Genomic DNA, 25,473 nt, shown 5'->3' with positions numbered 1-25,473 from the left:
ATCGGTCAGGCGTTGATGGGGCGGGTAACCAACCGCTCCAAAGCCTCACCCAAACCTAAGGCCTTGTCACCAATCAACAAGTGCCAAACGCCACTGTCCAGCTGGCTCACACCCTGGCAACCCAGCGCCGTCAGATCAGCTTCAGACAACACCGAATCATCGCCCAGTTCCACCCGCAATCGGGTCACCGCCACGGCGTCCAGCTGCCGTACATTTTCACGGCCACCCAAGGCCTTCAGCCATTTCTCGGCCTCTTGCACATTCACCGCAACCGGCTTATCCACAGGCGCAACCGCCACCGGCGCAGTGGCAACAAACGACGGCATGGCCAGGCGAATCTCATCGGCAATGCTGTCGGCCATCGGCCCGACCACCACCTGTAAGCTGCCGCCGTTACCCGGCCGAACCACGGCCATCGCGCCGAGTGCTTTGAGCTCTGCATCCACCGCCTTGTTGCGATCCACCATGTCCAAGCGCAGACGCGTGGTGCAGGCGCCAACACTCAGCAAATTATCCGCACCGCCCAGCGCACGGATATACGCCCCGGCCCGTTGGTTATCACTCATCGCCTCAGCCTGCACCACCTGGATATCTTCACGACCCGGCGTTTTCAGGTTGAAGCGGCGAATGCAGTAGTTGAACACGCTGTAGTAGATCACCGCGTACGCCAGCCCGACCGGGAACACCAGCCAGCCGTTGGTGGACTTACCCCAGCCGAGCACCATGTCGATAAACCCACCGGAGAAGGTAAAACCGAGGTGGATATTCAGCATGTTGGTCACGGCCATCGACAGGCCCGTGAGTACTGCGTGAATCAGGTACAAAAACGGCGCCAGGAACATGAACGCGAATTCAATCGGCTCCGTCACGCCGGTCAAAAACGAGGTCAGCGCCATTGACAGGAAAATCCCGCCCATCACTTTGCGGCGCTCGGGCAGCGCGTTGCGGTACATCGCCAGGCACGCGGCGGGCAGGCCGAACAGCATCACCGGGAACATGCCGGTCATGAATTGGCCACCTTTCGGGTCACCGGCGAAGTAGCGGGTCAGGTCGCCCGTGACGACGGCGCCGGTGGTCGGGTCGGTGAAGGTGCCGAACACAAACCACGCCATGTTGTTGAGGATATGGTGCAGGCCGGTAACGATCAGCAGGCGGTTGAACACGCCGAACACGAAGGCGCCAAAGCTGCCGCTTTCCATCAGCAGCACGCCGAAGCTGTTGATGCCGTGCTGGATCGGCGGCCAGATCAGGCCAAAGATCACGCCCAGGGCAACCGCCGAAAACCCGGTGACAATCGGCACAAAGCGTCGCCCACCAAAGAAGGCGAGGTACTCCGGCAGCTTGATGTCCTTGAAGCGGTTATACAGCCCGCCCGCCATCAAACCGCTGGCGATACCGGCGAGCATGCCCATGTTGATAGTGGTGTCCATCACCTTGAGCGTGGAGACCATCACCAGGTAACCAATCGCGCCGGCCAGGCCCGCCGTGCCGTTATTGTCGCGGGCAAACCCCACGGCAATACCGATGGCGAAGATCAGCGCGAGGTTGGCGAAAATCGCCTGCCCGGCATCGTGCATCACCGCAATGTTGAGCAAGTCGGTGTCGCCCAGGCGCAGCAAGAGGCCGGCGATCGGCAGGATCGCGATCGGCAGCATCAGCGCGCGGCCCAGGCGTTGTAAGCCTTCGATAAAATGTTGGTACATGGCGTGTCTCCCTATTCTTGTTGTTTTCAGCTCAGCGGCCAGTGGTGTTGACAGGCTTGGCGAACCGCCTTGGCGCTGCTCAGGTCGAGCAGGCCGAGGCTGAGTTGCCGGCATTGAGCCGCGTCCAAGTGGCGGACGCGGTCCTTGATTTCTCCGATTTGCGGCGGGCTTACCGACAGCTCGCTGACGCCCAGGCCGACCAGCACCGGCGTCGCCAGTGGGTCGGACGCCAGGGCGCCACACACGCCGACCCAACGCCCGTGTTTAGCTGCGCCCGCGCAGGTCTGCGCGATCAGCCTGAGCAGCGCCGGGTGCAGCGCATCAACGCGAGCGGCGAGGCCGGCGTGGTCGCGGTCCATGGCCAGGGTGTACTGGGACAGGTCATTGGTGCCGATGGACAGAAAGTCCGCATGCCTGGCGAGTTGCTCGGCCATCAATGCGGCGGCGGGCACTTCGATCATCACGCCCAGCTCCGGGCGTTGCGTCAGCTCCAGCTCGGCGCACAGCTCATCCAGGCGCTGGCGGATTTGCAGCAGTTCTTCGACTTCACTGACCATCGGCAACAGGATGCGGCAACGCTCCAACGGGCTGACTTGCAGCAGCGCGCGCAGTTGCTGGTCGAGCAATTCGGGACGCACCTGGGCCATGCGAATACCGCGCAAGCCCAACACCGGGTTGGCCTCGATGGGCAGCGGCAGGTAGTCGAGCTGTTTGTCGCCGCCCACGTCGATGGTGCGGATGATCACCGCCTTGTCGCCCATGGCATCCAGCACGGCTTGATAAGCCTGGCGCTGTTCCTGTTCATCCGGCGCGGTGCGACGGTCGACGAAGAGGAATTCGGTGCGCAGCAGGCCGACGCCATCGGCGCCGTTCTCAAACGCCACTTGGGCTTCGGCGCTGGAGGCGACATTGGCGGCCACTTCGATGCGTACGCCATCGCGAGTTTGCGCCGCTTGGTGCGCCTGAGCCTGTTGTTGCTCGCGGCGCAGTTTTTGCGCGTCGCGAATCTGATGCACCTCGGCGTGACGCGCTTCGCTGGGAGCCAGTTCCAGGCGACCATTGGCCGCGTCGAGTACCACGCGTTGGCCTTGCGGCACATCGAGCACTTCTGCGCCCAACGCCACCACGCAGGGCAGGCCTTTGCCACGGGCCAAAATCGCCACGTGGGAGGTGGCGCCGCCTTCGGCCATGCAGATGCCCGCAGCGTGTTGCGCGCTCAGTTGCAGCAGGTCGGATGGCGTCAGTTCATGGGCACTGACAATCGCCCCGGCAGGCAATTCGAAGTGCCAGGCCTCGCCCAGCAGTGCGCGCAGCACCCGTTGCTGCAAGTCGCGCAGGTCATTGGAGCGTTCGGCAAACAGCGGTTTGCCGAGTGCCAGCAATACCGCGCATTGCGCCTGGATTGCATCGCGCCAAGCGTGGGTGGCGGCGCTGCCTTGCTCGATGGCGGCGGTGGCCGCTTCCAACAGGGCCGGGTCTTCCAGCAGGGCGAGGTGGGCGGCGAAGATCTCTTCTTCATCGATGTTTTTGCGTTGGCGAGCGTGGTCCAGCGTCGTGCGGATCTCGCCGCGCACTTGCTCAAGGGCCGCATCCAGGCGTTGCAGTTGGTCGTCGGCGGAATGGTTGCGGGTGTCTGCCGGCAGTTCGATACCGCTCAAGCGGAACAGCGGCCCACACACCAGGCCGGGCGCAGCACATACGCCTTGCAGTACGCCAACTTCGGTGTTCGCAGGGCGCGCAGCAACGGCCACCGGCGCGTGATGTTCTTCACTGACGGCCACCGACAGCGCCGCCACCAACGCCTGCAACGCTGCCTCGCAATCCTTGCCGCGACAGGTGACGCGTACTTCGTCGCCTTCACCGATGCCCAGCCCCAGCAAGCCAATCAGGCTGTCGCACGGTGCCGACTTACCGGCAAAGTGCAACTGCGCGTGGCTGCTGAAGCCTTGCGCGGTTTTGCGGATCAACGCAGCGGGGCGTGCATGCAAACCGCCACGGTGAGTAATGCGCACGCTGGCGCGCACTTCGGTGACCGAGTTATCCACAGCCGCCAGCGGGGTTGCCGCCGAGCGCGGCACAATCACCAGCAAGGGCTCACCGACCTTGACGGCGTTTCCCGCCACCGGGCGCAGCTCAAAGCGCTCGCCATTGGTGAGGATAATCAGGCTGACCAGGCTTTTGCACTGGCGCGCAATGCGGTCCAGATCAAACTGCACCAGCGCCTGGCCTTTGTTGACCCGCGCGCCTTCCTTTGCCAGCAGCGCAAACCCTTCGCCGTTCAGTTCCACGGTGTCGATGCCGACATGCATCAATACCTCGGCGCCGTTGTCTGCACGGAGGGTCAGCGCATGCCCGGTGCGCGCGACGTGGATGATCACGCCGTCACACGGTGCGTGCAGGCAATCGTTCAGCGGGTCGATGGCCATACCGTCGCCCATCGCGCCGCTGGCGAACACTTCGTCGGGAACGTTGCCCAGGGTCAGCACCGGGCCACTGAGTGGGGCGCTTAGGGTCAATTCATTATTCTTGTTGGACATGGGCACGGTACTCATCAGGAAAACGCGACTCAGTGAGTGCGGGTAACTTTGCTCAGGTGACGCGGCTGGTCCGGGTCCATGCCCCGGGCTTGCGCCAGGCCTGCGGCCATTACGTAAAAGCTCTGGATCGCCAGGATCGGGTCCAGGCTCGGGTGTTCGGCGCGGCTCAGGGTCAGGTCGCGTTCGCTGATATCGTCCGGCGCGGCCAGCAGCACACGGGCGCCGCGTTGGCGCATGTCGGCGGCCAGGCTCAACAGGCCGGCTTGCTCGGCGCCACGTGGGGCGAAAATCAGCAGCGGGTAGTTCTCGTCGATCAAGGCCATCGGCCCGTGGCGCACTTCGGCGCTGCTGAAGGCTTCGGCCTGGATCGCCGAGGTTTCCTTGAGCTTGAGCGCGGCTTCCTGGGCGATGGCAAAACCGGCGCCCCGGCCGATCACCATCAAGCGCTGGCTGTCACGCAGGGCGTCGATGGCGGTGCTCCAATCCTGCTTGGCGGCGGCACGCAACTCGTCAGGCAAGGCGCGGCAGGCTTGCAGCAGGTCGGCTTCCTGGTTCCAGTGGCCGATCAATTGCGCGCTGGCGCTGAGGGTGGCGATAAAGCTTTTGGTCGCCGCCACGCTGTGTTCCGGCCCGGCGCACAGCGGCAGGTGGAATTCGCAGGCGGCTTCCAGCGGTGACTCTTCGGCGTTGACCAGCGAAATGCTCAGGGCACCGCGTTTGCGCAGCAGGCGCAGGCTGTTGACCAGGTCCGGGCTTTGCCCCGACTGCGAGAAACCGAACGCCACCTGGCCGCTGACTTTCAACGGCGCCTGCAACAAGGTCACCACCGACATCGGCAACGACGCCACCGGAATGCCCACGTGCTGCATGGCCAGGTAGGCAAAGTAGCTGGCGGCATGGTCCGAACTGCCGCGCGCAATGGTCATGGCCACTTGCGGCGGCTGACGGCGCAGGCGCCCGGCGACTTCTTCCAGCAGCGGGTCCAGGCGTTGCAGCTGTGCCGCGACGGCGTCACAGGAGGCCAGGGCCTCCTCAAGCATTTTTGAAGTCAATGGTTTCTCCTTCGACCATTACGTCGGTCAATGTCAGGGAACGATCCAGTCGCACACAGTCGGCAAAGCTGCCGGGTTGCAGGCGGCCGCGTTCTTCCAGGCCCAGGTAATCCGCAGGAAATTGCGACAGGCGTTGTGAGGCTTCGCTGATCGGCAGGCCGATTTTCACCAGGTTGCGCAGCGCCTGATCCATGGTCAGGGTGCTGCCGGCCAAGGTGCCGTCCGCCAGGCGCACGCCGCCCAGGCATTTGGTCACGGTGTGGCTGCCCAGCTTGTATTCGCCGTCGGGCATGCCGGCGGCGGCGGTTGAATCGGTGACGCAGTACAAGCACGGGATTGCACGCAGGGCCACGCGCATGGCGCCGGGGTGCACGTGCAGCAAGTCAGGGATCAACTCGGCGTACTTGGCGTGGGCCAGCGCGGCGCCGACGATGCCCGGCTCGCGGTGATGCAGCGGGCTCATGGCGTTGTACAAATGCGTGAAACTGGTGGCGCCGGCGGCGAGGGCGGCGACGCCTTCTTCATAGCTGCCCAGGGTGTGGCCGATCTGCATGCGCACGCCGCGTTGGCTGAGCGCGCGGATCAAGGCGTCATGCCCGGCGATTTCCGGCGCGATAGTGATCACCCGGATCGGCGCCAGGCGCAGGTAGGCTTCCACTTCGGCCATCAGCGCGGTGTGGGCGAAGTTGGGTTGGGCGCCGAGTTTGCCTGGGTTGATGTAGGGGCCTTCCAGGTGCACGCCGAGTACACGGGCGCTGCCGGTCGGGCGTTGTTCGCAGAAGCTGCCGAGTTCGCCGAGCACGCGGGAGATTTCGTTCACCGGTGCCGTCATGGTGGTCGCCAGCAATGACGTGGTACCAAAACGCACGTGGGTGCGGGTGATGGTCTCGAAGGCGTCGACGCCTTCCATGATGTCTTTGCCGCCACCGCCATGAACGTGCAGGTCAATAAAGCCCGGCAGCAAGTAGGGCAGGTCGTTGTCGGCCGGGTCGCACGGCGTGCCTTCGATGGCGACCACCTTGCCGTGTTCGTGCACCAGGCGGCCGCGAATCCAGCCGTGGTGCGTGAGGATATTGTCTTCGGTCATGGGCAGTTCTCTAACGTCGCAGTTCAGCGGAATAGTCATGACGGCGCAGCTCTGCGACAAAGTCGTAGTAGTCGTTGCGGCAGTAGGTGTCGGTGATTTCAATTGGCGTGTTGTCGGCGGTGTAGCCGACCCGCGTCATCAGCAGCATGGCGGTGCCGGGGGCGATGCCCACCAGCTTGGCGAACTCATCCGAGGCGTTGATCGCCTGGATGTGCTGCAGCGCACGCACGATGGGCTTGCCGATGCTTTCCAGGTATTCGTACAGCGAATTGCCGATGGCTTGCGGGTGCGGCAGCACCGAGGCGGGCATGGCGGTCATTTCAATCGCCATCACCGTGTCATCGGCTTTACGCAGGCGTTTGAGGCGCGCGACTTTGTCGGTGGGCGACAGGCCCAGGCGGATCAGTTCTTCGTGGGTCGGCGGGGTAATGTCGCGTTCCAGCCATTGCGAAGTCGGTACAAAACCTTTCAGTCGCAGCATCTCGCTGAAGCCCGACAGGCGTGACAGCGGTTGTTCCAGGCGCGGTGTGATAAAGGTGCCGGAGCCTTGGCTGCGGCGAATCAGGCCTTGGGCGAACAACACTTCCAGCGCTTTGCGTGCGGTCACCCGCGAAATGCTCAGTTGCTCGCTGAGGGCGCGTTCCGACGGCAAGGCCTGCTCGGATTTCCACTGGCCGGCATGGATCGCCGCTTCCAGGTTGCGCGCCAGCTGCAGGTACAGCGGCGTGGATTGTTTGTCGTCGGGGCGCAGCGTCAGGATGGGGTTCATCTGTGAAGGTTCCGATGCGGTTATTGGAGTGTTGTCGCCCGGTAGTGGCCGGAAATTAATACCACTTAAATACCATGTCAATGCTGCCAAAACGGTGCGAATCCCGGTTTGTGGGCGCTTTAATGGTGCCTGGTATCAAGTGGTATTAGAGAGGTCTTTATCGCGCGCAGAACTACGCAGCCCGGCGCGGTGAACTGGTATTCACCGGCAGGCGCTGCCAGGGGCAGGAATTATTTTCAGATTATTTTACGAACGGTACGAAACTAGGGGCGAATCTCGATCATGGTGCCGTCTTTGACCAGGTTCCAGACTTCGCGCATGTCCACGTTGCGCATGCCGATGCAGCCGTCGGTCCAGTCCAGGGTGTGGAACCACTGCTCCGGGTATTCCTCGGTGTCGGGCGTGCCGTGGATCATGATCATGCTGCCCGGTTTCACGCCTTCGCGGCGCGCGCGCGCGGAGTCGCTGATGTTCGGGTAGGAGATGTGCATGGCCAGGTTGAAGCGGTCGCTGGTTTTGCGCCAGTCGATCCAATAGAAACCTTCCGGCGTGCGACGGTCGCCTTCAACCAGCTTGGTGCCTTTGGGGTTTTTACCGAGGGAAATGCGATAGGTCTTCAGCGGCTTGTCGTCATTGATCAACTGCAACTGGTGGGCGGACTTGAGCACCAGGATTTTTTCCACAGGTTTGCCGCCGATGATTTCCACCGTGGAGGCCGACGAAAAGGTAGCGAACGACAGGCAGATCAAAGCGAGCAACAGACGCATTAAAACGGTTTCCCTTAGAGGCTATCTGCCGGTTTTTTTATTCGGTGGGTTTGCCCATGGGCGGTACAGCTTCGCTGCGCACCGGGAACGCCTGCTGCCGACGGTCAGCGAAAAAGTATTCTAAAGTACGCCCGACCGTGCGGAAAGCCAGCTCTGACCAAGGGATGTCGGCTTCATCGAACAGCTTCACTTCAAGGCTTTCGGGGCCTGCGGCAAAGTCGAGGTCGACCAGTTCGGCGCGGTAGAAGACATGCACCTGGCTGATGTGCGGCACATCGATCAGCGTATAAATGCTCAGGTTGCGCACGCGGGCGCAGGCTTCTTCCAGGGTTTCGCGGGCGGCGGCCTGTTCAACCGTCTCGCCGTTTTCCATAAAGCCTGCGGGCATGGTCCAGTAACCCAGGCGCGGTTCGATGGCGCGGCGGCACAGCAGCACTTTATCGCCCCAGACCGGCACGGTGCCGGCGACGATATTGGGGTTTTGATAATGAATGGTCGAGCAGTGATCACACACATAACGCAGGCGCGTGTCGCCTTCGGGAATGCGCTGGGTGACCGGTTTACCGCACTGGCTGCAGAAGTTCATGCTGGGGTTCCTGGAGAGTGGGCCTATCTTGGCTTGACGGGCAGGGCCCTGCAAGTTGTCGTTTCGCGACATGCGCAGGGTTTGGGGTTGGGTGCCTGCCCGCTTTGGTGCATGATGCAAGGTAGCCAACAGACCGAGATGACTCATGCTGGACGAGCTACTTCGCCGGGTAAGCAATCACACCCCTCATACACTGGAAACTGACGGGCGTTTCCCCGAGGCCGCCGTGTTGGTGCCGATCACCCGCAGCGACGAACCTGAGCTGATCCTGACCCTGCGCGCCAGCGGCCTGTCGACCCATGGCGGCGAAGTGGCGTTTCCTGGCGGGCGGCGTGACCCCGAAGACCCGGACCTGATCTTTACTGCGCTGCGCGAAGCCGAAGAAGAAATCGGCCTGCCGCCCGGTCTGGTGGAAGTCATTGGCCCGTTGAGTCCGTTGATTTCCCTGCACGGTATTCGCGTGACGCCCTACGTCGGCGTGATTCCCGATTACGTCGAATACCTCGCCAACGATGCCGAGATCGCTGCGGTCTTCAGCGTACCTCTGGAGTTTTTCCGCCAGGACCCGCGCGAACATACTCACCGCATCGATTACCAGGGCCGCAGTTGGTATGTGCCCAGCTATCGGTTTGGCGAATACAAGATCTGGGGGCTGACGGCAATCATGATTGTCGAACTGATCAATCTGCTCTATGACGACGCCAACATCAGCCTGCACCACCCACCTAAAAGCTTCATCAATACGTAAGCCATCGCTTGAATGGCAACGCCGTGAGGACACACCATGAAATACCGCCTGGGCGACGCCCGCGTCGAGACGCATCCGCAAAGCTGGGTGGCGCCTAACGCCACGCTGGTCGGCAAGGTCAAGCTGGAGGAGGGCGCCAACGTCTGGTTCAACGCGGTGTTGCGTGGCGACAACGAACTGATCCTGATCGGCAAGAACAGCAACGTGCAGGACGGCAGCGTGATGCACACCGACATGGGCTACCCATTGACCCTGGGCACCGGCGTGACCATCGGCCATAACGCCATGCTGCACGGCTGCACGGTCGACGACTACAGCCTGATCGGCATCAACGCGGTGATCCTCAATGGCGCCAAGATCGGCAAGCATTGCATCATCGGCGCCAATTCGCTGATCGGCGAAGGCAAGGAAATTCCCGATGGCTCGCTGGTGATGGGTTCGCCGGGCAAGGTGGTGCGCGAACTCACCGAGGCGCAGAAGCGCATGCTCGAAGCCAGCGCCGCGCACTATGTGCATAACTCGCAGCGGTATGCGCGTGACTTGGTTGAGCAGGAAGAATGAACCCGATTGAACGCCCTGTTGCATCGCCGTGCGTGAGTATCTGCGCACTGGATGACGATGACATTTGCACAGGTTGCCAGCGTACCGTGGATGAAATTACACGCTGGAGCCGCATGGACAATACCGAACGCCGGGTGGTGTTGGGGTTGTGTCATGAGCGGGCGAAGGCGAGTGGGTTGGTGTGGATGATGCCGGGGAAATCCGGCGCCTGAGCCATCGCTATCGCAGGCAAGCCAGCTCCCACAATTGCTATGTGAATACTTTCAAAAATGTGGGAGCTGGCTTGCCTGCGATGAGGCCCTGCCAGACGACATCCCTGTAATTGTGTACCCTGTGCGGCATTACCCACAGGTCCATCTCCATGCTCTTCCTGATTGCCTACATCAGCAGCGTCGTGCTGATCAACTTCGCCTTTTCCACCGCCCCGCACCTGGATGTCATCTGGTCCGCCTGGGGTGGCCTGGTGTTTATCCTGCGCGACATGGTGCAAACCCGCTTCGGCCACGGTGCAATCATTGCCATGCTGGCGGCGCTGGTGCTGTCGTATGTCACGTCCGACCCGGCCATTGCCCTGGCCAGTGCCACGGCATTTGCAGTGTCCGAGTGCATCGACTGGCTGGTGTTCAGCATCACCAAGCGCCCACTGCATGACCGCCTGTGGATAAGTTCGGCGCTGAGCATTCCCCTCGATACGTTTATCTTCTTCGGCCTGATCGGCGCGCTGACGCCGGCAGTAGCGGGCACGGCATTGGTGTCTAAATTCGCCGGCGTCACGGTAGTGTGGCTGATCATGGCCTGGCGCATGCGCAAACGCGCCGTCGCCAACTGAGGCCAATTCTTGCAGTTCATGTAAAATGCCGGCCTTTCTCCCCATGATCCGCTCCCCTGAGGACCTGAGATGACCCGAATCGGAACTCCATTGTCGCCAACCGCGACCCGCGTTTTGCTGTGTGGCTGCGGTGAGCTGGGCAAGGAAGTGGTAATCGAACTGCAACGCCTGGGCGTTGAAGTGATTGCCGTGGATCGCTACGCCAACGCGCCGGCCATGCAGGTTGCGCACCGTAGCCACGTGATCAACATGCTCGACGGCGCCGCCTTGCGTGCCGTGATCGAGGCGGAAAAACCGCACTTTATCGTGCCGGAAATCGAAGCCATCGCCACTGCCACGCTGGTTGAGCTGGAAGCCGAAGGCTTCACCGTGATCCCGACCGCGCGGGCCACCTCGCTGACCATGAACCGTGAAGGCATTCGCCGCCTGGCTGCCGAAGAGCTGGACCTGCCGACCTCGCCGTACCACTTCGCCGATACCTTCGAAGACTACAGCAAGGCCGTGCAAGACCTGGGCTTCCCGTGCGTGGTCAAGCCGGTGATGAGTTCCTCGGGCAAAGGCCAGAGCCTGCTGCGCAGCGCCGATGACGTGCAGAAAGCCTGGGATTACGCTCAGGAAGGCGGGCGTGCCGGTAAAGGCCGCGTGATCATCGAAGGCTTTATCGATTTCGACTACGAAATCACCCTGCTGACCGTGCGCCACATCGGCGGCACCACCTTCTGCGCGCCGGTCGGCCACCGTCAGGAGAAAGGCGACTATCAGGAGTCCTGGCAGCCGCAAGCCATGAGCCCGATTGCCCTGGCGGAATCCGAGCGGGTTGCCAAAGCCGTGACCGAGGCGCTGGGTGGCCGTGGTCTGTTTGGCGTGGAATTGTTCATCAAGGGCGATCAAGTGTGGTTCAGCGAAGTGTCGCCGCGCCCACATGACACCGGTTTGGTGACCCTGATTTCTCAGGACCTGTCGCAGTTTGCCTTGCACGCTCGCGCCATTTTGGGCCTGCCAATTCCGCTGATTCGCCAGTTCGGGCCTTCGGCTTCGGCGGTGATCCTGGTGGAAGGGCAGTCCACCCAGACCGCATTCGCCAACCTCGGCGCGGCCTTGAGCGAGCCGGACACGGCGTTGCGCCTGTTTGGCAAGCCAGAAGTGAATGGTCAGCGCCGGATGGGTGTGGCGTTGGCGCGGGATGAGTCGATTGAGGCGGCGCGGGCCAAGGCTACTCGTGCTTCCAAAGCTGTTGTAGTCGAGCTGTAACTTTACCGTGATCGTTCCCACGCTCTGCGTGGGAATGCCTTATGTGACGCTCTGCGTCACGCTTTGGGACGCAGAGCGCCCCGGGCTGCATTCCCACGCAGAGCGTGGGAACGATCTTCGCTCAAGCGACCTTGTTCAGGTCGTTATCCCGCGTCTCTTTCAGGCACAGCACAGCGATCAAGCTGAGCAACGCTGCCGCCGATACATACCCGCCGACATAACTCAGCCCGCCCATCGCCACCAGCTTGGTCGCGAAGAACGGCGCGGCCGACGCACCCACAATCCCACCCAGGTTATACGCCGCCGAAGCGCCGGTATAACGCACGCGGGTCGGGAACAGTTCCGGCAACATCGCGCCCATCGGGGCGAAGGTCACGCCCATCAGGAACAACTCCAGCGCCAGGAACAATGCCACTGCCCAAGTCGAACCATGGGTCAGCAGTGGCTCCATGGTGAAGCCCGACAGAATTGCCAGGATCGCGCCGACGATCAGCACCGGCTTGCGCCCGTAGCGGTCGCTGGCCAAGGCTGCCAATGGCGTGGCCAGGCCCATGAACAACACTGCAAAGCACAGCAAACCGAGGAACATTTCGCGGCTGTAGCCCAGTGTCGATACGCCATAGCTCAGGGAAAACGCGGTGGTGATATAGAACAGCGCATAACACACCACCATCGACGCGGCGCCCAGCAGCACCGGCAGCCAATGCTGGCTGAACAGCTCCACCAATGGCACTTTCACCGGCGCTTCTTTGGCCACGGCGTTGGCGAACACTGGGGTTTCATGCAATTTGAGTCGTGCATACAGGCCGACCATCACCAGCGCTGCGCTGAGGATGAATGGGATGCGCCAGCCCCAACTGCGGAACTGCTCGTCGTTGAGGCTCATGGCCAGGATCAGGAACAGGCCGTTGGCGGCCAGAAAGCCGATCGACGGGCCCAGTTGCGGGAACATGCCGAACCACGCGCGCTTGCCCTTGGGCGCGTTCTCGGTGGCCAGCAACGCCGCGCCACCCCATTCGCCGCCAAGCCCCAGGCCCTGGCCGAAACGCAATACGCACAACAGGATGGGTGCCCAGGCGCCAATGCTGTCGTAACCCGGCAGCAAACCGATCAGCGTGGTGCACACGCCCATCAGCAGCAACGAGGCGACCAACGTCGACTTGCGGCCGATACGGTCGCCGAAGTGGCCGAACAGGGCCGAGCCCAGCGGGCGGGCGATAAAGGCGATGCCGAAGGTCAGGAACGACGCCAGCATCTGCGCAGTGCCGGAGGTCTGCGGGAAGAACACCGGGCCAATCACCAGCGCAGCAGCCGTGGCGTAGATATAGAAATCGTAGAATTCGATGGCGGTGCCGACGATGCTCGCGGTTGCGACTCGTGCGGTCGAGTTAAGCGGGGCGGCGGTCGCGGCCTCGTTGTAGGTGGTGCTCATTGAGGTATCCCTGACGGTCATTGCGCGTTTGGACGCGGATTATTATTGGTCGAACACCCATGGGTCAGGGGTGTGCGCGGGGCGGCTCGGGATGGGAGCAAACACCGGTCAGACACGGTAAAGCAGTGCCTGGACGCGCTGAGTGCGGGTAGCACGCGGTCGGGCGGGGCTTGGGTAAGCCGCACCGATTATAGGAAGGGGTTTGCGGATCCAACAAGGGGGCGCTGGCACGCAGATAGTCTAAGTGTGGGAGCTGGCTTGCCTGCGATTGCATCGCCTCAGTTCAACTGAATGACCGAGGTGCCTGCATCGCAGGCAAGCCAGCTCCCACAGAAGCCAATTCCTGCATTGGATTGTGTTGTGCCAGGAGGCTAGGCGGCCACGGGCACGCGGCTGGTGTGCCAGATCAGCACCTTGCTCACGCGGTTGTCCTCGGTCTCGAGGATTTCCAGGCGATAGCGGCCTATTTTCAGGCACACCGCGCAGTCCGGAATGGTCTCCAGCGCTTCGGTCACCAGGCCGTTGAGGGTCTTGGGGCCGTCGCTGGGCAGGTGCCAGCCGAGGCTTTTGTTGAGTTCGCGGATCGAAGCGGCGCCGTCGATGATGTAGCGGCCGTCGGGTTGCGCTTCGATATGCGGGTTGTCTCCCGCCTGATCGCTTTCGAATTCGCCGACGATTTCTTCGAGGATATCTTCCAGGGTGACGATGCCCAGCACTTCGCCGTATTCGTCCACCACCATGCCAAGACGGCGCTGCTGCTTGTGGAAGTTCAGCAGTTGCAGCTGCAATGGTGTGCTTTCCGGGACGAAGTAAGGCTCGTGGCAGGCGGCGAGCAGGGCTTCTTTGGTCAGGCTGGCATCGGGCAGCAGGTGCTGGATCTGCCGCGTATTGAGCACCGCTTCGACCTGGTTGATGTCGCTGTGAAACACCGGCAGGCGCGTACGCTGGGAGGTGCGCAGTTGCTCGATGATTTCCTCGACCGAGTCATCCAGGTTAATGCCGTCCACTTCGCTGCGCGGCACCAGGATGTCATTGACCGTGATGTTGTCCAGGGCGTGGATGCCGGGCATGCCGGGCGTGCGGTTTTCGTCGGCCTCGGGCTCCGGTTCATCGTCGTGATCGGGCAGTGGCTCGTCGCTCTTTTTTACCACGCCGGATTTGCGTGCGAACGGGCGCAGCAGTAATACGCTGATGCCATTGAGCAGCCAGGCCAGCGGATAAAGGATTTTCAGCGGCACACCCAGCAGCGTGTTGCCAAAACCCAGCACAGCTTGCGGGTGGCGAATTGCGAGGGCGCGAGGCAGGTAGTCGGCGAGCACCAGCAAAATCGCGCAGGAGATCAGCCAGCCGAGCCAAGGGCCGTTCTGCGCCCAGGCGTAAATCGCCAGCAGGGTGCAGAGAATCACCACGGCGGCGCGGCACAGGCTGTTGCACAGTATCAGGCTGTTGCGCGGGAAATTCAGGCGGGCGGCCGCCTTGTCACCCTGGCGTGTGCCGGGGCGCAGGGCCAGTAAGTGTTGTTGCGCGGCCTCGATGGCGGTAAACAGCGCCGCCCATAACACCAGCAAGGCGATTACCGCGAGCATCGGCCCAAGGGGCAAGTTGTCCATGATCGCTGCCCGTCAGATATGCAGGATGTATTCGCGAACCAGCTTGCTGCCGAAATAGGCCAGCATCAGCAGGCAGAAACCGGCCAGGGTCCAGCGGATCGCCTTGTGCCCACGCCAGCCGAGGCGGTTACGCCCCCACAGCAACACGCTGAAAACGATCCAGGCCAGGCACGCCAGCAAGGTTTTGTGCACCAGGTGCTGGGCGAACAGGTTTTCGACGAACAGCCAACCGGAAATCAGCGACAACGACAGCAGCGTCCAGCCGGCCCAGAGGAAGCCGAACAGCAGGCTTTCCATGGTTTGCAGCGGCGGGAAGTTCTTGATCAGCCCGGAAGGGTGCTTGTTTTTAAGCTGATGGTCCTGCAGCAGCACGAGCAGGGCCTGGAACACGGCGATGGTGAACATGCCGTAGGCGAGAATCGACAACAGAATGTGCGCGAGGATGCCCGGCTCCTCGTCGATCACCTGCACGGTGCCGGTCGGGGTGAATTGCGCCAGCAGCACCGTGAGCACTCCCAATGGGAATAGCAGCACCAGCAGGTTCTCGACGGGAATGCGGTAGCAGGCCAGCAGGGTCAGGGCGATGACGGCTGCGGCGATCAGGCTGGCGGCGCTGAAAAAGTCCAGGCCCAGGCCAACCGGCGTCATCAAGTGGGTGAACAGGCTCGCGGCGTGAGCCAGCAGGGCGACGACGCCCAGGCCGACCAGCAGACGTTTGTCCGCTTTTGTGCCTTGGGCCAGACGAGTGCCCTGATAGAGAGTCGCAGCGGCGTACAAAATGGCGGCGGCGAGGCTGGGTAGCAAACTGGGTGACAAGGGGACCATAAATCCTGATAGACAAGCCCGAAAGGCGCTGAGTTTGGCACACACCTGCGCTGCACGAAAGACTCCCGGGCCAGACAGCGGGTGTGCACAGGCGCAGTCTTCGCTATAATCCGCGACCTGCCCACGCCGCAGGCTCGCCGAGCGCTGTTTTTAATAGCGATTTACCCCAGCCTGGGCCGCCACTACCTCGGTCTACTAATGCATTTCGATGAATAGGGCCTGAAAGGATCGCGCATGTTTGAAAACTTGACTGACCGTCTCTCGCAGACGCTGCGCCATGTAACCGGCAAGGCCAAGCTGACCGAGGACAATATTAAAGACACCCTGCGTGAAGTGCGCATGGCGTTGCTGGAAGCCGACGTTGCCTTGCCTGTGGTCAAGGACTTCGTCAACTCGGTCAAAGAGCGCGCCGTGGGCACTGAAGTGTCCCGCAGCCTGACGCCGGGCCAGGCCTTTGTGAAGATCGTGCAGGCCGAACTCGAAAGCCTGATGGGCGCGGCCAACGAAGACTTGAACCTCAGCGCCGTGCCGCCAGCCGTTGTGCTGATGGCCGGTCTGCAGGGTGCGGGTAAGACCACCACCGCCGGCAAGCTGGCGCGCTTCCTTAAAGAGCGCAAGAAGAAGTCGGTGATGGTGGTGTCGGCCGACGTGTACCGTCCGGCGGCCATCAAGCAGCTGGAAATGCTCGCGGGCGAAGTGGGCGTGACCTTCTTCCCGTCCGACCTGAGCCAGAAGCCGGTCGACATTGCCAACGCGGCTATTAAAGAAGCCAAGCTGAAGTTCATCGACGTGGTCATCGTCGATACCGCCGGTCGCCTGCACATCGATGAAGAGATGATGGGCGAGATCAAGGCGCTGCATGCCGCGATCAACCCGGTTGAAACGCTGTTCGTGGTTGACGCCATGACCGGCCAGGATGCGGCCAACACCGCCAAGGCCTTCGGCGACGCACTGCCGCTGACCGGCGTGATCCTGACCAAGGTCGACGGCGACGCCCGTGGCGGTGCGGCATTGTCGGTGCGTGCGATTACCGGCAAGCCGATCAAGTTCATCGGTATGGGCGAGAAGAGCGAAGCGCTCGAGCCGTTCCACCCTGAGCGGATCGCCTCGCGTATCCTCGGCATGGGCGACGTGCTCAGCCTGATCGAGCAGGCCGAAGCCACGCTCGACAAGGACAAGGCCGATAAGCTGGCCAAGAAGCTGAAGAAGGGCAAGGGCTTCGACCTCGAAGACTTCCGTGATCAACTGCAACAGATGAAGAACATGGGCGGCCTCGGCGGCCTTATGGACAAGCTGCCGAACATCGGCGGAGTGAACCTGGCGCAAATGGGCAATGCCCAGGGCGCGGCAGAGAAGCAGTTCAAGCAGATGGAAGCCATCATCAACTCCATGACCCCGGCCGAGCGCCGCGACCCTGAGCTGATCAGCGGTTCGCGCAAACGTCGGATCGCCATGGGTTCCGGCACCCAGGTGCAGGACATCGGTCGCTTGATCAAGCAGCACAAGCAGATGCAGAAGATGATGAAGAAATTCTCCGCAAAAGGCGGAATGGCCAAGATGATGCGCGGCATGGGCGGTATGTTGCCCGGCGGTGGCATGCCTAAAATGTAAAGTATTCGAGCGCAAGCACGCTTGCGCTCCGACCCACACGGAAGTGGGATCTCCAGCAAACCCGCCGTTGGCGGGCGCTGACTCGCCGTTTTAACCGACGGCTCTATAGCAGATCTGAGTGGCACGCTGATAGGCGCCAGAAAAAGACATTTGCAAAAGTCCGGATATTCCTTAGAATATGCGGCCTTTTGGGCACCTATGCCCGCTGTGCATTTAGATTTGCAGCACCGACTACAGGAACGATGTTCACATGCTAACAATCCGTCTTGCCCTTGGCGGCTCCAAAAAGCGCCCGTTTTACCACTTGACCGTAACCGACAGCCGCAACCCGCGCGACGGTTCGCACAAGGAACAGGTTGGTTTCTTCAACCCTGTTGCTCGTGGTCAAGAAACTCGTCTGTCCGTGAACCAAGAGCGCGTAGCCTACTGGCTGAGCGTGGGTGCACAGCCATCCGAGCGCGTAGCAAAACTGTTGAAGGACTCGGCTAAGGCCGCAGCCTGAGCAATATGAACGCGACGCCAGCTGTTGCTGATGATTTGATCGTTATCGGCAAGATTTACTCTGTTCATGGCGTTCGCGGCGAAGTGAAGGTGTATTCCTTTACTGATCCGACTGAAAACCTGTTGCAGTACAAAACCTGGACGCTCAAGCGCGAAGGGAGTGTGAAACAGGTTGAGCTGGTCAGTGGGCGCGGGAGCGATAAGTTCCTGGTCGCAAAGCTCAAGGGTCTTGATGATCGTGAAGAAGCGCGTCTTCTGGCCGGTTATGAGATCTGCGTGCCGCGCAACCTGTTCCCTGAATTGACCGACGGCGAGTACTACTGGTACCAGCTGGAAGGTCTGAAGGTTATTGATCAACTCGGGCAATTGCTCGGGAAAATCGATCATCTTCTGGAAACCGGCGCCAATGATGTAATGGTGGTCAAGCCTTGCGCTGGCAGCCTGGATGATCGCGAACGCCTGTTGCCGTATACCGAGCAATGTGTGTTGGCCGTCGACCTGGCAGCGGGCGAGATGAAGGTGGAATGGGACGCGGACTTCTAAGCGTGGCTAATTTGCGCATTGAAGTGATCAGTTTGTTTCCCGAGATGTTCTCCGCCATCAGCGAGTACGGCATCACCAGTCGGGCGGTGAAACAGGGGCTGTTGCAGCTTACCTGTTGGAACCCGCGAGACTACACGACGGATCGACATCACACTGTGGACGATCGCCCATTTGGCGGTGGCCCGGGCATGGTGATGAAGATCAAGCCCCTGGAAGACGCGTTGGTTCAGGCCAAGGCCGCCGCCGGGGAGAAGGCGAAGGTGATTTACCTGTCCCCTCAAGGCCGTCAGCTGAAACAGGCTGCGGTACGCGAACTGGCGAATGAGGAAGCACTGATCCTGATTGCCGGTCGCTATGAAGGCATTGACGAGCGGTTTATTGAAGCTCATGTCGATGAAGAGTGGTCGATTGGGGACTATGTCCTGTCTGGCGGCGAGCTGCCGGCGATGGTCCTGATAGATGCGGTTACACGACTGCTGCCTGGAGCTTTAGGGCATGCGGACTCCGCGGAGGAAGATTCCTTCACGGATGGTTTGCTGGATTGCCCGCACTACACCCGACCGGAGGTGTATGCGGATCAGCGTGTTCCCGACGTATTGCTAAGTGGCAATCACGCACACATCCGGCGTTGGCGTTTACAGCAGTCCCTTGGTCGGACCTATGAACGACGCGCCGATCTTCTGGAAAGCCGCTCGCTTTCTGGAGAAGAGAAGAAGCTGCTCGAGGAATACATCCTCGCGCGGGACGATAGTTAACAACGTATCGATGGTAGGTCCGACGACTTACCTTAGGAGCACAGCATGACTAACAAAATCATCCTTGCACTCGAAGCAGAGCAGATGACCAAAGAGATCCCTACCTTTGCCCCAGGCGACACTATTGTCGTTCAGGTGAAAGTGAAGGAAGGCGACCGTTCGCGTCTGCAAGCGTTCGAAGGCGTGGTAATCGCCAAGCGTAACCGTGGTGTGAACAGTGCTTTCACTGTTCGTAAAATCTCCAACGGTGTTGGCGTAGAGCGTACTTTCCAGACCTACAGCCCGCAAATCGACAGCATGGCCGTTAAGCGTCGCGGTGACGTACGTAAAGCCAAGCTGTACTACCTGCGTGACCTGTCCGGTAAAGCAGCTCGCATCAAGGAAAAACTGGCTTAAGTCCAGCTTCCCGATGCAGAAAAAAGCAGCCTACGGGCTGCTTTTTTGTGCCTGAAATTTGTCAATTTGCCGGTAATTCCCCATGACCACCCGCCTCGAAGAAATCCAGCGTCGTACCGACCTGTCCGTGACCCACGTGACCAAGGCCGTGTTCCCGCCGACCACCAACCACCACAACACCCTGTTCGGCGGCACTGCGTTGGCCTGGATGGACGAAGTGTCGTTCATCACCGCCACGCGGTTTTGCCGGTTGCCGCTGGTGACGGTGTCTACCGACCGCATCGACTTCAACCATGCAATCCCGGCCGGCTCCATCGTCGAACTGATCGGCCGCGTGATCAAAGTGGGCAATACCAGCCTCAAGGTTGAAGTGGAAGTGTTCGTCGAAAGCATGAGTGCCGATGGCCGCGAAAAAGCCATCCAGGGTGTGTTCAGCTTTGTCGCGATCGATGCCGACAAGCGCCCGGTGCCGGTATTGCCCGGGTTTGTAGACTGATCCGGTACCGAGTCGCGGCTATCGCAGGCAAGCCAGCTCCCACAGATTTGTTCGGTGTTGATCCTGCTATCAGGCAAAACACAAAACCCATGTGGGAGCTGGCTTGCCTGCGATAGGATCTACCAGACACTCCAGTAATTAGCCCGAGCCTCTATGCCCGCCATTGACCACCCTCTGATCGACCGCTTCCTTGACGCACTCTGGCTGGAAAAAGGCCTGTCAGACAACACTCGCCAGGCCTATCGCAGCGACCTGGCCCTGTTCAATGGCTGGTTGCAGGAGAAAAACCTCGAATTGATCAATGCCGGTCGCGAGTTGATCCTCGATCACCTGGCCTGGCGCCTGGAGCAGAACTACAAGCCACGTTCCACCGCGCGATTCCTCTCGGGTGTGCGTGGCTTTTATCGTTATTTGCTGCGCGAAAAGTTGATCGCTATCGACCCGACCCTGCAAATCGATATGCCGCAACTCGGCAGGCCATTGCCCAAATCCCTGTCGGAAGCCGACGTCGACGCCTTGCTCGCTGCGCCCGACTTGAGCGAAGCCATTGGCCAGCGCGACCGTGCCATGTTGGAAGTGCTCTACGCCTGCGGCCTGCGCGTGACCGAGCTGATCAGCCTGACCCTGGAGCAAGTCAACCTGCGCCAGGGCGTGCTGCGCGTGATGGGCAAGGGCAGCAAGGAACGGTTGGTGCCGATGGGGGAGGAGGCGATTGTGTGGGTCGAGCGCTACATGCGTGATGCCCGTGGCGAATTGCTCGGTGGGCGGCCCAGCGATGTGCTGTTCCCCAGCCTGCGCGGCGAGCAGATGACCCGCCAGACCTTCTGGCACCGTATCAAGCACCAGGCCAAAGTGGCCGGGATCGGCAAGGCGCTCTCGCCGCACACATTGCGTCACGCGTTTGCCACCCATTTGCTCAACCACGGTGCGGATCTGCGCGTCGTGCAAATGCTGCTCGGGCACAGCGACTTATCCACCACCCAGATCTACACGCATGTCGCGCGGGCGCGCTTGCAGGATATGCACGCCAAGCATCATCCGCGCGGATGAAATTACGTGGGAAACGGCCCAATTTACCCGCCGCAGTCTGCCCTGTGGCCCAACTGTGGTAGGCTTTGCCGGTTAGCAAAGGGGACGGCCTCAGCCCGTGTTTTCAGACCGGTGTTCCTTCCCGTCCCTGCATCTGCCTTCAGGAGTTCCCATGCGCTTGACCCAGATTATTGCCGCCGCAGCGATTGCGTTGGTTTCCACCTTTGTTGTCGCCGACGACGCCGCCGAGCAAACGATTCGCAAGAGCCTGGCCAACCTGCAGCTCGACACACCCATCGAAAGCATCAGTGCCAGCCCGATGGCCGGCCTGTATGAAGTCAAGCTCAACGGCAGCCGCGTGCTGTACGCCAGTGCCGATGGCCAGTACATCGTCCAGGGCTACCTGTTCCAATTGAAAGATGGCAAGCCGGTCAACCTCACCGAGAAAGCCGAGCGCCTGGGCGTGTCGAAGCTGATCAACGGTATTCCGGTGGCTGAAACCGTGGTTTACCCGGCCATCGGCGAGACCAAGACCCACATCACCGTGTTCACCGACACCACCTGCCCGTACTGCCACAAGCTGCACGCCGAAGTGCCTGCGCTGAACAAGCTGGGCGTGGAAGTGCGCTACGTAGCGTTCCCGCGCCAGGGCCTGGGTTCACCGGGTGACGAGCAATTGCAGGCAGTCTGGTGCTCGGCCGACAAGAAAGCCGCCATGGACAAAATGGTCGATGGCAAGGAAATCAAGTCCGCCAAATGCGCCAACCCGGTTTCCAAGCAGTTCGCCTTGGGCCAGTCGATTGGTGTGAACGGTACGCCGGCCATCGTTTTGGCTGACGGCCAAGTGATTCCGGGCTACCAGCCGGCGCCACAAGTTGCCAAACTGGCACTGGGTGCGAGTAAGCAGTAATCGTCGAGCCTTGACGATCATGGCCCGCCGAACAGTCGGCGGGTCATTAATTGAGAGCCGCAGTTGTGCGGCTGTTTTCCACGGCCGACCTTGAGTCGGCCGTTTCATGGGGAGTTCTTCAGTGAAACCGGTCAAAGTAGGCATCTGTGGGTTAGGGACCGTCGGTGGCGGCACCTTCAACGTACTTCAGCGTAACGCTGAAGAAATTTCCCGCCGTGCAGGGCGCGGGATTGAAGTGGCGCAAATTGCCACGCGTTCGCCAAAGCCTCAGTTCCAAACGACCGGTATTGCGATTACCAACGATGTCTTCGCCGTGGCCACCAACCCTGAAATCGATATCGTCATCGAGCTGGTTGGCGGCTACACAGTGGCCCGTGACCTGGTGTTGCTGGCCATCGAGAACGGCAAGCACGTGGTCACCGCCAACAAGGCGCTGATTGCCGTGCACGGCAACGAGATCTTCGCCAAGGCCCGTGAGAAGGGCGTGATCGTTGCGTTCGAAGCCGCCGTGGCTGGTGGCATCCCGGTGATCAAGGCGATTCGTGAAGGCCTGTCCGCCAACCGCATCAACTGGGTGGCCGGCATCATCAACGGCACCGGTAACTTCATCCTCACCGAAATGCGCGAGAAGGGCCGTACCTTCGAAGACGTGCTGGCCGAAGCCCAGGCCCTGGGCTACGCCGAAGCCGACCCGACCTTCGACGTGGAAGGCATCGACGCTGCGCACAAATTGACCATCCTGGCGTCCATCGCCTTTGGCATCCCGCTGCAGTTCGACAAGGCCTACACCGAAGGCATCACCAAGCTGACCACTGCGGACGTGAACTACGCCGAAGCGCTGGGCTACCGCATCAAGCACTTGGGCGTGGCGCGCAGCACACCGGCCGGTATCGAGCTGCGTGTGCACCCGACGCTGATCCCGGCCGACCGCCTGATCGCCAACGTCAATGGCGTGATGAACGCGGTGATGGTCAACGGCGATGCTGCCGGTTCTACATTGTTCTACGGCGCGGGCGCCGGCATGGAGCCAACTGCTTCGTCGGTGATCGCCGACCTGGTGGACGTGGTTCGCGCCATGACCAGCGACCCGGAAAACCGTGTACCGCACCTGGCCTTCCAGCCCGATTCGCTGTCGGCTCACCCGATCTTGCCGATTGAAGCATGCGAAAGCGCCTACTACCTGCGCATCCAGGCCCAGGATCATCCGGGCGTGTTGGCCCAGGTGGCGAGCATCCTGTCGGAGCGCGGTATCAACATCGAGTCGATCATGCAGAAGGAAGTCGAGGAACAAAACGGCCAGGTGCCGATGATCCTGCTGACCCACCGCGTGCTCGAGCAGCACATGAACGATGCCATCGCCGCCCTCGAAGCCCTGCAAGGTGTGGTCGGCCCGGTGGTGCGGATTCGCGTCGAGCACTTGAACTAACCGATTTGTTCCAGGGGCCCCGCGCATTCGGCGGCCTCTGTTCGAGAATGTTTTATAGGAGCCAGTCATGCGTTACATCAGCACCCGCGGCCAGGCACCGGCCCTGAATTTCGAAGACGTTTTGCTGGCAGGCCTTGCCACTGACGGCGGTCTGTACGTGCCGGAAAACCTGCCACGCTTCACCCAGGAAGAAATCGCTTCCTGGGCCGGCCTGCCGTACCACGAACTGGCGTTCCGCGTGATGCGCCCGTTCGTCACCGGCAGCATTCCGGATGCAGACTTCAAAAAGATCCTGGAAGAGACGTACGGCGTGTTTTCCCACAGCGCCATCGCGCCATTGCGTCAGCTGAATGGCAACGAGTGGGTGCTTGAGCTGTTCCACGGGCCGACCCTGGCGTTCAAGGACTTCGCTCTGCAACTGCTCGGTCGTCTGCTGGATTACGTACTGGAAAAACGCGGCGAGCGCGTGGTGATCATCGGTGCCACCTCGGGTGATACCGGCTCGGCGGCCATCGAAGGTTGCAAGCACTGCGAAAACGTCGACATCTTTATCCTGCACCCGCACAAGCGCGTGTCGGAAGTACAGCGTCGCCAGATGACCACCATTTTTGGTGAGAACATCCACAACATCGCCATCGAAGGCAACTTCGATGACTGCCAGGAAATGGTCAAGAACAGCTTCGCCGACCAGAGCTTCCTGAAAGGCATGCGCCTGGTGGCGGTGAACTCGATCAACTGGGCGCGGATCATGGCCCAGATCGTTTACTACTTCCATGCAGCGCTGCAGCTGGGCGGCCCGGCGCGTTCGGTGTCGTTCTCGGTGCCGACCGGCAACTTCGGCGACATCTTCGCCGGTTACCTGGCGCGCAACATGGGCCTGCCGATCAACCAGTTGATCGTCGCCACCAACCGCAACGACATCCTGCACCGCTTCATGAGCGGCAACCAGTACGTCAAGGAAACCCTGCACGCGACGCTGTCGCCGTCGATGGACATCATGGTCTCGTCGAACTTCGAACGCCTGCTGTTCGACATGCATGGTCGCAACGGTGCTGCCTTGGCCGAGCTGATGAACAGCTTCAAGAGCGGTGGCGGTTTCAGTGTCGAGCAAGAGCGCTGGACCGAAACCCGTAAGCTGTTCGATTCCCTGGCCGTGGACGATGCACAGACCTGCGAAACCATCGCCGAAGTCTACGCCCAGACCGGCGAGCTGCTCGACCCGCACACCGCTATCGGCGTGAAGGCTGCGCGCGAATGCCGTCGTAGCCTGGACATTCCGATGGTGATCCTCGGCACCGCTCACCCGGTCAAGTTCCCGGAAGCGGTGGAGAAGGCTGGTGTGGGCAAGGCGCTGGAATTGCCGGAGCACTTGGCTGACCTGTTCGAACGTGAAGAGCGTTGCACGGTGCTGGCCAATGACCTGAAGACAGTGCAGGCGTTTGTCAGCCAGCACGGGAATCGGGGCAAGCCGTTGTAAGGCGAACCGCGTAGACAAAAACGCCGCTTTCCCTTCCTTGGGTCAGCGGCGTTTTTTGTCTGTCATGTTGCAAGCGCATGCTGGTTCACGTCACTCCCTGACGACCGCGTAAAGACGATAAAGCGAACTTTCCTACGACATAACCAGTCACTTAGGATAGAGGCAGCTGCCGTTGAAACGATTGTTCCCGAACTATTGAGTGGTGATCGAGATGGAAAATATCAGCCTATTGCTCGAAGAAGCACTGAGCCCTTATCAGGTTACGTTGACCACCTCGGGTGTGCAGGACGAGTGCCTGGTGACCGTGAAGAATCCGGCCGGTGCCATCGTTGTCGAGCGTGAAGTCGACCGCGCACAATTGACCGACAAGCGCGTTTTGGTGGATGTGGTGGATTGCCTGTTGCGCGACCTGAAAATCGCCGAAGGTCGCCTGGAACCCTCGGTCATCGCGGCCCTGCGTAACGCTGCACAGACGCGTGGCGCTGCCGTCGCATGAAGAAAAATTTAATCGGCGAAACTTCCTACAGCATGGCCGGTCAGATTTTGTAACAGCAAGAGCAAACATTGTGCTC

Annotated in this window: 26 protein-coding genes; 16 read left to right on the top strand and 10 right to left on the bottom strand. The window is 61.0% G+C overall.

The features are described from left to right. Window positions 1-5 precede the first annotated feature (5 nt). The 7 genes from nagE to PspR76_RS25055 all read right to left on the bottom strand — a co-directional run bounded on the left by nagE (window position 6) and on the right by PspR76_RS25055 (window position 8,501). The gene (nagE, locus tag PspR76_RS25085) at window positions 6-1,703 is read right to left on the bottom strand and encodes an N-acetylglucosamine-specific PTS transporter subunit IIBC (protein WP_159959629.1); all 1,698 of its coding nucleotides are present in this window, start codon (window positions 1,701-1,703) and stop codon (window positions 6-8) included. Between the two features lie 26 nt (window positions 1,704-1,729). After that, the gene (gene ptsP / locus PspR76_RS25080; protein ID WP_159959628.1) at window positions 1,730-4,240 is read right to left on the bottom strand and encodes a phosphoenolpyruvate--protein phosphotransferase; all 2,511 of its coding nucleotides are present in this window, start codon (window positions 4,238-4,240) and stop codon (window positions 1,730-1,732) included. A gap of 29 nt (window positions 4,241-4,269) precedes the next feature. After that, the gene (locus tag PspR76_RS25075) at window positions 4,270-5,280 is read right to left on the bottom strand and encodes an SIS domain-containing protein (protein WP_159961627.1); all 1,011 of its coding nucleotides are present in this window, start codon (window positions 5,278-5,280) and stop codon (window positions 4,270-4,272) included. Beyond that, entirely contained in the window at window positions 5,273-6,379 is a 1,107-nt protein-coding gene (nagA, locus tag PspR76_RS25070; protein ID WP_159959627.1) for an N-acetylglucosamine-6-phosphate deacetylase, read from the bottom strand. The genes PspR76_RS25075 and nagA overlap by 8 nt, the downstream gene beginning before the upstream one ends. A 10-nt stretch (window positions 6,380-6,389) precedes the next feature. After that, the gene (locus tag PspR76_RS25065; RefSeq protein ID WP_159959626.1) at window positions 6,390-7,148 is read right to left on the bottom strand and encodes a GntR family transcriptional regulator; all 759 of its coding nucleotides are present in this window, start codon (window positions 7,146-7,148) and stop codon (window positions 6,390-6,392) included. Window positions 7,149-7,411: 263 nt separating this feature from the next. After that, window positions 7,412-7,915 (bottom strand): L,D-transpeptidase family protein, encoded by a 504-nt coding sequence (locus PspR76_RS25060; protein WP_159959625.1) that lies wholly within the window; start codon window positions 7,913-7,915, stop codon window positions 7,412-7,414. Window positions 7,916-7,952: 37 nt separating this feature from the next. Further along, a complete protein-coding gene (locus tag PspR76_RS25055) occupies window positions 7,953-8,501 on the bottom strand; it encodes an NUDIX hydrolase (protein ID WP_159959624.1) in 549 nt (182 codons plus the stop codon). A gap of 145 nt (window positions 8,502-8,646) precedes the next feature. On the opposite strand from PspR76_RS25055, the gene PspR76_RS25050 reads away from it, so the two are divergent. The 5 genes from PspR76_RS25050 to purT all read left to right on the top strand — a co-directional run bounded on the left by PspR76_RS25050 (window position 8,647) and on the right by purT (window position 11,890). Then, window positions 8,647-9,249 (top strand): CoA pyrophosphatase, encoded by a 603-nt coding sequence (locus PspR76_RS25050; protein ID WP_159959623.1) that lies wholly within the window; start codon window positions 8,647-8,649, stop codon window positions 9,247-9,249. Between the two features lie 36 nt (window positions 9,250-9,285). Continuing rightward, on the top strand, window positions 9,286-9,810 hold the full coding sequence (locus tag PspR76_RS25045) for a gamma carbonic anhydrase family protein (RefSeq protein ID WP_159959622.1): 525 nt from the start codon (window positions 9,286-9,288) through the stop codon (window positions 9,808-9,810). Then, window positions 9,807-10,022 carry a DUF1289 domain-containing protein gene (locus PspR76_RS25040; protein WP_159959621.1) on the top strand — a complete coding sequence of 72 codons (216 nt, stop codon included), beginning with the start codon at window positions 9,807-9,809 and terminating at the stop codon, window positions 10,020-10,022. Before PspR76_RS25045 ends, PspR76_RS25040 begins: the two co-directional genes overlap by 4 nt. A 149-nt stretch (window positions 10,023-10,171) precedes the next feature. After that, window positions 10,172-10,639, top strand: coding sequence for a VUT family protein (locus PspR76_RS25035; protein WP_159959620.1), 468 nt, complete (start codon window positions 10,172-10,174; stop codon window positions 10,637-10,639). Between the two features lie 69 nt (window positions 10,640-10,708). Continuing rightward, the gene (gene purT, locus PspR76_RS25030) at window positions 10,709-11,890 is read left to right on the top strand and encodes a formate-dependent phosphoribosylglycinamide formyltransferase (RefSeq protein ID WP_017139720.1); all 1,182 of its coding nucleotides are present in this window, start codon (window positions 10,709-10,711) and stop codon (window positions 11,888-11,890) included. A 121-nt stretch (window positions 11,891-12,011) separates the two neighbouring features. Here purT and PspR76_RS25025 read toward each other — a convergent pair whose 3' ends face one another. The 3 genes from PspR76_RS25025 to PspR76_RS25015 all read right to left on the bottom strand — a co-directional run bounded on the left by PspR76_RS25025 (window position 12,012) and on the right by PspR76_RS25015 (window position 15,757). Continuing rightward, window positions 12,012-13,322: an MFS transporter gene (locus tag PspR76_RS25025; protein ID WP_159959618.1), complete on the bottom strand. Its 1,311-nt coding sequence runs from the start codon at window positions 13,320-13,322 to the stop codon at window positions 12,012-12,014. A 371-nt stretch (window positions 13,323-13,693) separates the two neighbouring features. Then, window positions 13,694-14,932 carry a transporter associated domain-containing protein gene (locus PspR76_RS25020; RefSeq protein WP_159959616.1) on the bottom strand — a complete coding sequence of 413 codons (1,239 nt, stop codon included), beginning with the start codon at window positions 14,930-14,932 and terminating at the stop codon, window positions 13,694-13,696. Between the two features lie 12 nt (window positions 14,933-14,944). Further along, window positions 14,945-15,757, bottom strand: a complete 813-nt coding sequence (locus PspR76_RS25015) for a cytochrome C assembly family protein (RefSeq protein WP_159959614.1) — start codon at window positions 15,755-15,757, stop codon at window positions 14,945-14,947. A 234-nt stretch (window positions 15,758-15,991) separates the two neighbouring features. Here PspR76_RS25015 and ffh point away from each other — a divergent pair, with 234 nt between their 5' ends. The 11 genes from ffh to PspR76_RS24960 all read left to right on the top strand — a co-directional run bounded on the left by ffh (window position 15,992) and on the right by PspR76_RS24960 (window position 25,397). Next, window positions 15,992-17,368 carry a signal recognition particle protein gene (ffh, locus tag PspR76_RS25010; RefSeq protein ID WP_003193965.1) on the top strand — a complete coding sequence of 459 codons (1,377 nt, stop codon included), beginning with the start codon at window positions 15,992-15,994 and terminating at the stop codon, window positions 17,366-17,368. A gap of 250 nt (window positions 17,369-17,618) precedes the next feature. Continuing rightward, complete coding sequence (gene rpsP / locus PspR76_RS25005) at window positions 17,619-17,870, top strand: 30S ribosomal protein S16 (protein WP_159959612.1); 252 nt, start codon at window positions 17,619-17,621, stop codon at window positions 17,868-17,870. A 5-nt stretch (window positions 17,871-17,875) separates the two neighbouring features. After that, window positions 17,876-18,412, top strand: a complete 537-nt coding sequence (gene rimM, locus PspR76_RS25000) for a ribosome maturation factor RimM (protein WP_003175898.1) — start codon at window positions 17,876-17,878, stop codon at window positions 18,410-18,412. Then, a complete protein-coding gene (trmD, locus tag PspR76_RS24995) occupies window positions 18,394-19,167 on the top strand; it encodes a tRNA (guanosine(37)-N1)-methyltransferase TrmD (protein WP_024077235.1) in 774 nt (257 codons plus the stop codon). Before rimM ends, trmD begins: the two co-directional genes overlap by 19 nt. Before the next feature lie 45 nt (window positions 19,168-19,212). After that, a complete protein-coding gene (gene rplS, locus PspR76_RS24990; RefSeq protein WP_003175895.1) occupies window positions 19,213-19,563 on the top strand; it encodes a 50S ribosomal protein L19 in 351 nt (116 codons plus the stop codon). Between the two features lie 82 nt (window positions 19,564-19,645). After that, window positions 19,646-20,059, top strand: a complete 414-nt coding sequence (locus tag PspR76_RS24985; protein WP_003193963.1) for an acyl-CoA thioesterase — start codon at window positions 19,646-19,648, stop codon at window positions 20,057-20,059. Between the two features lie 153 nt (window positions 20,060-20,212). Next, entirely contained in the window at window positions 20,213-21,109 is an 897-nt protein-coding gene (xerD, locus tag PspR76_RS24980; RefSeq protein WP_159959610.1) for a site-specific tyrosine recombinase XerD, read from the top strand. A gap of 151 nt (window positions 21,110-21,260) precedes the next feature. Continuing rightward, window positions 21,261-21,998, top strand: coding sequence for a thioredoxin fold domain-containing protein (locus PspR76_RS24975; protein WP_159959608.1), 738 nt, complete (start codon window positions 21,261-21,263; stop codon window positions 21,996-21,998). Between the two features lie 121 nt (window positions 21,999-22,119). After that, window positions 22,120-23,424, top strand: coding sequence for a homoserine dehydrogenase (locus tag PspR76_RS24970; RefSeq protein ID WP_159959606.1), 1,305 nt, complete (start codon window positions 22,120-22,122; stop codon window positions 23,422-23,424). A 67-nt stretch (window positions 23,425-23,491) separates the two neighbouring features. After that, window positions 23,492-24,901 (top strand): threonine synthase, encoded by a 1,410-nt coding sequence (thrC, locus tag PspR76_RS24965; protein WP_159959604.1) that lies wholly within the window; start codon window positions 23,492-23,494, stop codon window positions 24,899-24,901. Between the two features lie 211 nt (window positions 24,902-25,112). Next, window positions 25,113-25,397: a DUF3509 domain-containing protein gene (locus tag PspR76_RS24960; RefSeq protein WP_159959602.1), complete on the top strand. Its 285-nt coding sequence runs from the start codon at window positions 25,113-25,115 to the stop codon at window positions 25,395-25,397. Window positions 25,398-25,473: the final 76 nt, after the last annotated feature.

Origin of the sequence: Pseudomonas sp. R76, from assembly GCF_009834565.1 — a bacterium.
Classification (GTDB): domain Bacteria; phylum Pseudomonadota; class Gammaproteobacteria; order Pseudomonadales; family Pseudomonadaceae; genus Aquipseudomonas.
The sequence above is the reverse complement of the archived record's forward strand: the minus strand, read 5'-3'. Positions and strand labels throughout refer to the sequence as shown.